The following is a 9227-nucleotide window of genomic DNA, read 5'->3' as shown; positions in this document are numbered from 1 at the left end:
TGCCACCGGCAGGTGAGTTATATGAATCTCTGGAGCTTATTTTTCCGGTATTCAGATTATTTGAAATAGACGATGATTGAACGGCCAATCCAGCGATACCGCTTTTGCTGGCGGATCCGGTTGTAAAAACAGTGCCGGTGTTCACACTATCGCGTATGACACTGTCAGAAACACTGCCCGCTATACCTCCGCCATGACTGTGAAGACCGCCTGTTTGGATGCTTCCGGCAGAATTGACTACCTCTTCAATTTTACTGCCTTTCAACTCTCCTACAAGCGCACCGGTCGGGCTGTTGTCTCCGGTACTGATCACTTTTGGCTGTTGTAACAGGACCTGTCTGATGGTGCTGTACTGCAATGACCCGAACAAGCCTGAGGGAGTATTATCTGCAGATGTTGAAACTTTGAGGCCGGAAATAACGTGACCGTTGCCAAGCAGAGTGACAGAGAATGGTTTGGAAATATTGCCGACGGGTTTCCAGTCAACTGATCGCAGGTCAATATCACCGGTTAACTCATAGCGTCCTTCGACTGGGTGTTCGGCATTCAGATATTGATTGAAATTATTATTGTCTAGCTGAATTGTTCTGGCCCCGCTGGTTGTCGGCTGTACCGATGACGATGGCACAGCAGATGAAGCTTCTGATGGTGACTCCGAACTGAGCAAAGTAGGGTGAACGGAAGCGGTAGTCAATTCGTCGGTTGCTGGCTGTGTAGACGACGATGAAGTATCGATCTTATAAATTCTCAGACGTTGATCATCTCCCCCTGCTGCCAGCCATTTGCCATTGTGGCTGTATTTAACGCTCCGGACAGTGTTTTTCGAGTCGGGTAGGATGTACAGGAGGTTAGATGAATTCCTGACTTCATAAATTCTGACCTTATAATCAAACCCCCCGGCTGCCAGCTGAGTGTCGTCGCGACTATAGTCGATACACAGAATCGAGCTTGTTGCACCGTACAGGACGTGCAGGGGGGAGGTCGGATTCGTACCGTTATAAATCCAAACCTTATGATCATTCCCACCGGCTGCTATCTGGGTGCTGTTATGGTTGTAGACAACGGCCCATATATGGCCTTCTGGATCGGACAGAGTTTGCAGGGGCGAGGTCGGGATTCTCCCATTATAAATCCTGACCTTGGCATCATTCCCTACGGTGGCCAGCCGGGTGTCGTCGCGGTTGTAGTCAAGGCTCCGTATCCCGTTTGGTGCGGTCAGGGTGTACAGGGGGATGCCCGGATACATCCCGTTATAAATTCTGACCTTGCCATCACTTGAGCCGGCCGCCAGCAGGGTGCCATCGTGGTTGTACTTGACGATCCGTACCCATTTTGTACTATCGTCTAGGACATGCTCCAGAGTGTATCCGTCCAGCACGTTGTAAACCCAGACATTACGGTCATAACTGCCAACTGCTAACCGGCTGCCATCGTGATTATAGTCAAGGCTCCATACCCCGATTTTCGGATCTTTCATGGTGTACAAGAGTTCGAAATTCCCCGAAGCATCCATGCCAAAGATTTGTACGGCCCCTGCAAATCGACACTCTCTGGTTTGTGGATATGGACCGGAAGTTATTGCCAACGCTATGTGCGCATCGTTCCTATTCCATGAAATACTATAAATCCTATGCGGCGAACAATGTCTTGTCAGATCAGGGCCATCGGGTGTTGGAACCGTATACTTTGGCAACCTGTCTGGATCTATTTCAATTTCATGGATCAATTGAGGAGGTGTTCTTTTGCCGCAGTCAAATCCTCCTTGCATGCAATCAATTCCGATCAGTAATATGGGTGGTTCGAAGAACACTTTTGGAAAAGGTAAGTAGCCATTCCGACCGTTCCAGACAGTACGATTGAAAGAGGTGGCGTTTGCGGCACCACCGGGGTCTGCAAACTCGTTCAGTACGGTGGGAAGCTGGTTATTTACCTGTTTGGTGCCATTTATTCGAACAAGTTCACGATAGGGAGTGTTAATGCCTCTGAGCATCGGCAGCTGCGATGTATCGCCGGCATTCCAGAGCGTGCTGTTTAAACCGTTCAGATTTGATTTGAGATCGCTATTGGATAGTCTTATGATGCCTGTATTGCGCCCATCATCACTCCCATCAGTCGGTTGATACTTTGTGAAAGTATCCAGGTTTTTCTCAATACGACCTTCCCCTGCGACTCTTCCCACTGCTCCGCTCATGTAGCTATGGGCAGCCTGAGCTTTAACTGAACCCGTATTAACATTGTTGTAAACTGAGGCCGAGAGAGTGGCCGCCCCGGAAATACCACCGAGATCAGCCCTCATACTTTCCGTTATGATGGCTCCGGCATTGAGGTTATCATGAGTGCTCCCACCCTCGGCCTGTCCGGCAATACCTCCAGCATGTCCTCTTTGACCGCGAGTAGTGACAGTTCCGACATTGACATTTTGAACGACAGCAGCGTTGATCACTTGCCCTGCTATTCCACCGGCGTGTGTATCATAATAATTTGAAAATATGTTGCCTGTGTTGAGGTTTTTGCTGACCAGTGTTTGCCTGAAGGCCTTTCCTACTATTCCACCACTGCGTCCAGCTCTCCGGCTAGTGCCATTCAGATACTCGGAAGCTATTCTTCCGGTGTTCAGGTTATGCAAGATCCTGACTGCTTCTGCTTCTCCTGCAATCCCTCCGGAGCTTTCGGTATGTCTAACCGTCACCTCGCCGGTATTTGTGTTACTGTTAGCAACACTCTTGCTTCTCAGTGTTCCGACAATGCCACCGGCAGGTGAGTAATCTGAATTCCTGGAGCTTATTTTTCCGGTATTCAGGTTATTTGAAATAGACGACGACTGATCGGCCAATCCAGCGATACCGCCTTTGCTGGCGGAACCGGTTATAAAAACGGTGCCGTTGTTCAGGCTATTGTGTACGATGCTATCAGAAACACTGCCCGCTATACCTCCGCCATGACTGTGAAAACCGCTCGTTTGGATGGTTCCGTCAAAATTGAAAACCTCTTCAACCCTGCTGCCTTTCAACTCTCCTGCAAGTGCACCAGTTGGACTCTTGTTTCCGGTACTGGTCACTCTTGGCCGGTTAAGCAGGATCTGCCTGATGGTGCTGTTCTCCAATGACCCAAACAAGCCCGAGGGAGCATTATCTGCAAATGTTGAAACTTTGAGGCCGGAAATAATGTGGCCGTTGCCAAGCAGAGTGACAGAGAATGGTTTGGAGGCATTGCCGACAGGTTTCCAGTCAGCTAATTGCAGGTCAATATTGCCGATTAACTCATAGTGACCTTCGACTGGGTGGTCGGGATTCAGATAATGATTGAAATTATTATTGTCCAGCTGAATAGTTCTGGCCCTGCTGCTTGAAGGCTGTGCTGATGACGCCAGGACAGCGGTTGACATTTCCGAAGGTGACACCGAACTCGATAAAGTGCGGGCTAAAGGAGCCGTGGTCACTTTGCTGACTGAAGGCTGTGCTGATGATGCCGGGACAGCGGACGAAGTGTCTGGAAGTGACACAAGGCTGGATGAAGTATGGGCTAAAGAAGCCGTGGTCTCTTTGCTGGTTAAAGGCTGTGCTGATGACGATATGACAGCAGATGAAACTACTGACGGTGATACCGAACTGGCTGAATTTCGGGCTACAGAATTAGTGCTCAATTCGCTGGTTGAAGGCTGTGCTGATGACGATGAGGCAGCGGATGAAACTTCAGAAGGTGGCACCGAACTGGATGAAGTAAGTTCCACAGAATGAGTGGTCAATTCGCTGGTCGATGGCTGTGCTGATGACGATAGGGCAGCCGATGTAACTTCCGAAGGTAACACCGAACTGGATGAAGTACGTACAACAGAATGAGTGGTCAATTCGCTGCTTAAAGGCTGTGCTGTTGATGATGGGGCAGCGGATGAAATGACCGACGGTGATACCGAAGTGGTTGAAGTACGTGTTACAGAAGTAGCTTTCAATGCACTGGTTGATGGCTGTGCTGATGTTGATGGGATAGCAAATGAAACTTCTGGAGGTGACACCGGACTGGGTGAAGTAAGGGCTAAAGTAGCCGTATTTTTGACCGGGTGGTTGGTGTTCAGGTATTGATTGAAATGATTATTGTCCAGCTTAATAGTGCTGGCCCAACTGTTCCAATTTGGAAAAAAAACGACAAGTGACAATAATAGTAAAGGCGACTTTGTGCAGATAGGTGGGCTTTTCCGATACTGATCTTTCATCGGGCTGTTGTTCATTGAGTGCGTACCGCGAAAAACAATGATGAGAATTACTCGTATTCGTGTTCGTATATATAGACTATAAAGAGCCATCATGCAGAAACATGGCAGCCGCTCTTGTTATCCGGTCTACCCATTAAAAAAGCGGGTGGGAGCTCTGTTGCAGCTCGATGAGAGGGTCAGGGGTGCCTGAAACTGGCAGAGGAAAAATCCGAATGGTTTTTGAGATGGGCCGCTTCATCGCAGGACAGCCCGTCTGCCAATAGAAGGATGGCTATTCAGTCGCTCAACCGACTGCGTAACATGGCCAGCGCCGCATTACCGGTCAGAGTATTTTGTTCCTTACTGGCTTTCTCGCCAAAGCCTGTAAACTCCAGGTCTTCCTGCGGCAGTTCGTCCAGAAAACGACTGGGTGTAGTATCAATGATTTCACCGTACTGCTTTCGCTGCCCTGCCAGTGTCATGGTCAAAGTCTTTCTGGCACGGGTGATGCCAACGTAAGTCAGACGTCGTTCTTCTTCAATGTTGTCTTCTTCAATGCTGGTTCGGTGGGGCAGAAGATCCTCTTCCATGCCCATCATGAAAACATATGGGTACTCAAGTCCCTTGGAGGCATGGAGCGTTAATAACTGTACCTTGTCGTTATCTTCTTGCTCTTCCTGACGTTCCATCATGTCCCTGAGAATCAGTCTGGCGATGGCGTCTTCTACCGTAGAGTCTTCGTCACCTCGTTCCAGAGTCTGCTGGAGTGAGTCGATCAGGAACCCAACATTGCCCATGCGTTTCTCCGCCCCTACTGGCGTTGCTGTGGTTTGCATCAGCCAGTTTTCATAGCCGCAGTCGTCAATCATTTCACGGATAGCGGCAATCGGGTCTTCATCAGTCTGGCAGCGGCGGGATACAGAGTCCAGCCACTGGGTAAAACTGCGCAGCTTCTCTACATACTTGGGAGACAGCTCTTCCTGAAGGCCCATTTCCTGTGAAGCCGCGTAAAGGCTCAGGTTGTGAGTACCGGCGTAATTGCCCAGCTTTTCTAAAGTAGCCGGGCCTATCTCACGACGGGGGACGTTAACAACTCGCAGGAAGGCGTTGTCATCATCCTGATTCACCAGCAGTCTGAGATAAGCCATCATATCCTTGACTTCTGCCCGGGCGAAAAATGAGGTGCCGCCATTGATGTGGTAAGGAATTTGATGATGCTGAAGCTTCATTTCCAGCAAGCGAGACTGGAAGTTGCCCCGATACAGCACGGCATAATCTTTCCAGTTAGTACCGTTCTTCAGCTTCTGGGTCAGGATCTCGGTAGCGATGCGTTCACATTCCATTTCGTCATTACGGCATCGAATGACCCGAATGATCTCTCCCATACCCAGCTCACTCCAGAGTGTTTTTTCGAACACGTGGGGGTTATTAGCAATCAGGGTATTGGCAGCTTTCAGGATACGGCTGGTGGAGCGGTAATTCTGCTCGAGCTTGATGACCCTCAGGGCAGGATAATCGTCCTTGAGCAGGGCCAGATTTTCAGGGCGGGCACCGCGCCAGGCGTAAATAGACTGATCGTCGTCACCGACCACGGTGAGTTTGCCACGGTCTCCAACCAGTCGGCTGATCAATTCATACTGGGCACCATTGGTATCCTGATATTCATCGACCAGCACATAGTGAGTTTTGTTTTGCCAGCGCTCCAGAACCTCCGGATGCTCACGAAACAGCATGACCGGTTGCAGAATCAAGTCATCAAAATCAACCGCATTAAAGGCTTTTAATGTGCGGTTATAGTGTTCATAAACTCTGGCGGCGAGTTGCTCGTTGGGCTGACGGGCGTTGGCCATGGCCTGTGGTGGCAGGATCAGGTCATTCTTCCAGTTGGAAATTATGTGCTGAACGGCATCAACACTCTCTTCGTCTGATCCTATTTCCCGCTGCATCAATTCGCCTATCAGGGCATGGGCATCCTGGGCATCAAAAATGGAAAAGCCCGGCTTGTAACCCAACGTCTTGCACTCCTTGCGGATCAGGTTAAGCCCGAGGTTGTGAAAAGTTGAAACCGTCAAACCGTGGGAGGTTCTGCCCTTGACCAGCCTGCCAACACGCTCTTTCATTTCCCGTGCTGCCTTATTGGTGAAGGTCACGGCAATGATATTGCGGGCATTGATACCACATTCCTGAATCAGGTAAGCAATCTTGGTGGTGATAACACTGGTCTTGCCACTGCCTGCACCGGCGAGAACCAGCAAGGGGGTATCAATATACTTTACGGCTTCGGCCTGTCGGTCGTTGAGTCTGTGCACGGTTTGCTTTGATGTCTGGAGCTAAGAGAGCCAGTATATCACCAATTGGTGTCCAACTTCTTAACACGGGTTGCTATTGAGGCTAATGAGAAGAGACAGGCTCTTGCAAAACGGGGCGGACCATATAGCCCTACTGGAAGTCAGGGGTCGGATTCTATGTGCATATTAGCTACAGAGCTGATGGAATCAATTTCCTCGCTTACCTGTAATTTTATTTTTGGAATCACCTCTATTGTTTTGGCCTCTGGAGGTGGTGGGGTTCCTGTTACCTGTCTAACACAATAAATTTGTGGGCCCGCAACCTCTCCAAGAATCCTTTGAATTGCCCGCCTCTGTATTATCTGCCAGACTATCTGGAGGCTTTTATCCGCTACTGACGAGCTGGCTTGAGACGGTTTGCGAGATATATTAATTGCATATTTTGAGTTTCTGGATGAAAGAGAGTCTATCTCGACTGTGCCTTCTGCAGTGTTGGTGCTGACAAGCATTGTTACTGGAACAGTAACCGTTTTTTTTCTCTTCCTGTTATTCTTTGCTCTTGGTGTACGTGGGGCTTCGATGCCCAGATTAATATGTCCTGTGATATGAAATTGGTACTGATCCTGCTCACCCGCAGCGGTACTTTCAGAAGCAGCGGCAGTGGAGGGCCCTTCTTCTGCAAGTGACGGTCGTGGGGTGGCCTCAGCTAATGTGTTTGCATGAGGCGCTTTTCTTTTCAGTTTTGATCGTGAGGTTTGCTTGTTGGTGCTTCTGTCGGATGCTGGTTGTTTTCCGGATGCTGGTTCATTTTCAATGCTGGATGAAGCAGTGCTTCCGCAAGTAGTGACTATTGGACTATAAAGAATGGGATCAATCACGTATAACTGATTCTGGCTTTCAATTTCAATAGGCCCTATCGGGAGAGCGATTGCGAAACCAGGTCGTTCGTCAGACTCAGTTGTCATTTGAATTAAATTCTCGTGTGTAAGCATTTGAAGAGCGTCATAAGTCATGACCCCTTCACCTGAAGAAGGAGAGAACAAACGATCCGGAGCTAAAGAGAAAGAAGGTGGCCAGAGTTCAACATCGTAAAGTGGGTTTTGACGATAAAAAGTTTCAGGGAAGATAATTGCTGCACTTGGCTGTGGTGGCTGTTGATTAATTGATGGGCCAAGAGTATGTGAAATAATAAGATGACAATTATCTCCTTGCCGATGTGTGACGAGAATTTCATCGTATAGTTCATCAATAGTAACGATATACTCGGTGATGCTATCAACCAGATCATCATCTGCTTTAGCATTCATTACTGTATATGCAAGTGCAAGAGTAAAAAAAGTTCTTGCGAATAGACGAAAGGAAAGCATGGTTTGTTACCTGATTTACTACTGGACAGAAACACTCTGTCCCATCCATTATTATCAATCGGCAACTCATGGTAGCACATCATCTATGTTCAGGCGCTGCGCATCAGTGCAGCTCAGACTCCCCTTAACGATCTGAAAACACATGGTAGAAAGGATTAGAGGAGGCGTCCTGCTGCTCAGAAAAAAATACCTGTGCTCACAACAACGCACCCGCAACGTTTTGTCTATTTGTCCGAATAGACTGTAGATAAATGATGATGACTTCCCGAAGCTTTTTAATCATTAACGTCAGGCAGTCATCATGCCCTAACAGAATCAGGGATTATTTACAGCTCGTCATTTAGTGTTGTAGGCCTGCACCATGGTTTTTCGTCACATAGTCCACCTACGCACGTTTCATAACCGCAAAAGGTGTCGTCCGGGCATGGATCCCAGTGTGTAAATGCTGAGCATTCGAAGGCGCCACAGCCACTGCCACTACAATTGTGACAATGGGTGGTGACCGCATCGGAAGGACATGAAGCCGGCGCACCACCTGATTTAATACATGCTGAGCTGTGGTCTTGTGGTCCTTTTGCGCATGGTCTTTTTGCGCAGTTTATTCTTTCGTAAGTGTGATCATAAACAGCTTTGACGAGATCCCGCTTTCCACATATCATATTACCACTGTCGTTTTGCTCATAACCAAAGGATATTTTACCTTCTTGTTTGTCGACCAATGCACATATTGGTTCGTTATCCTTAGAATCATTTTCAGGCGCTCTCATAACGTAATAATAGTTTTTTGAACCCGGGAGAGTGACTTTTGTTGTATGGAAATGCATGAAACCATCAATCTCATAGAAACCTGCGTCCAGCCAATCATAGTTTGTGAACTCTTCTTGCACAGAACCATTTGCATGATATCTGCAGATATGTATGCTGGATTTTTCTGATGTTATCGTAGTGACATGACCAATATACTCCTTACTCTCTTTAGATCTGCCGGGGTCGTCGGATGCGTTGTCATCATTTTCAACATTTCTGACGAAACATAACAAAACCGTTGGCTTCAACTTGCTGATATCCTCGGGAAGCATGCTGGGTGGCCTTCGGTATTCGAGTTTAAAATCATTCTCAGCCTGTGTCTGAAGAGAAAAAACAGAGACCAAAAACAGGGCTATTAACCCTGTTTTTTTCAGTGAGTTGAATAACATCAGACATTCACTCTTGTTAGAAGGTCAAGTACAGTTATAGACAAGGATACAAAGAACGACAACCGCCCGATATAAATAGCCTGTCAGAGGTCGTTTTAGCGGGTTTTATGCTTATACGATCCATCATCCTTACTCCCTAGCAGCCTGTCGGACTTAAGGCTGTCCTACTGCGGTTGCAATAAATTGG

The 9227-nt window shown here is 48.0% G+C and carries 6 protein-coding genes; 2 read left to right on the top strand and 4 right to left on the bottom strand.

Translation table 11 applies throughout. The features are described from left to right. On the bottom strand, nucleotides 1-3385 hold a 3385-nt coding region (locus KDK19_RS15560), incomplete at its 3' end, for a WD40 repeat domain-containing protein (RefSeq protein WP_257292307.1). 55 nt (nucleotides 3386-3440) lie between these two features. Between KDK19_RS15560 and KDK19_RS15555 the strand changes: the two genes are divergently transcribed. After that, on the top strand, nucleotides 3441-3737 hold the full coding sequence (locus tag KDK19_RS15555) for a hypothetical protein (RefSeq protein ID WP_257292306.1): 297 nt from the start codon (nucleotides 3441-3443) through the stop codon (nucleotides 3735-3737). Nucleotides 3738-3839: 102 nt separating this feature from the next. Beyond that, entirely contained in the window at nucleotides 3840-4079 is a 240-nt protein-coding gene (locus tag KDK19_RS15550; RefSeq protein ID WP_257274748.1) for a hypothetical protein, read from the top strand. Nucleotides 4080-4485: 406 nt separating this feature from the next. Here the strand turns inward: KDK19_RS15550 and rep are convergent, their stop codons facing one another. From rep to KDK19_RS15535, 3 genes are all read right to left on the bottom strand, one after another. Continuing rightward, complete coding sequence (gene rep / locus KDK19_RS15545; RefSeq protein ID WP_257274747.1) at nucleotides 4486-6498, bottom strand: DNA helicase Rep; 2013 nt, start codon at nucleotides 6496-6498, stop codon at nucleotides 4486-4488. A gap of 140 nt (nucleotides 6499-6638) precedes the next feature. Then, on the bottom strand, nucleotides 6639-7844 hold the full coding sequence (locus tag KDK19_RS15540) for a hypothetical protein (protein WP_257292305.1): 1206 nt from the start codon (nucleotides 7842-7844) through the stop codon (nucleotides 6639-6641). A gap of 326 nt (nucleotides 7845-8170) precedes the next feature. Next, nucleotides 8171-9040: a hypothetical protein gene (locus tag KDK19_RS15535; RefSeq protein ID WP_257274745.1), complete on the bottom strand. Its 870-nt coding sequence runs from the start codon at nucleotides 9038-9040 to the stop codon at nucleotides 8171-8173. Nucleotides 9041-9227 lie beyond the last annotated feature (187 nt).

The organism is Endozoicomonas sp. ONNA1 (assembly GCF_024606325.1).
GTDB lineage: Bacteria > Pseudomonadota > Gammaproteobacteria > Pseudomonadales > Endozoicomonadaceae > Endozoicomonas_A.
This window is presented reverse-complemented; position numbering and strand designations above follow the sequence as displayed.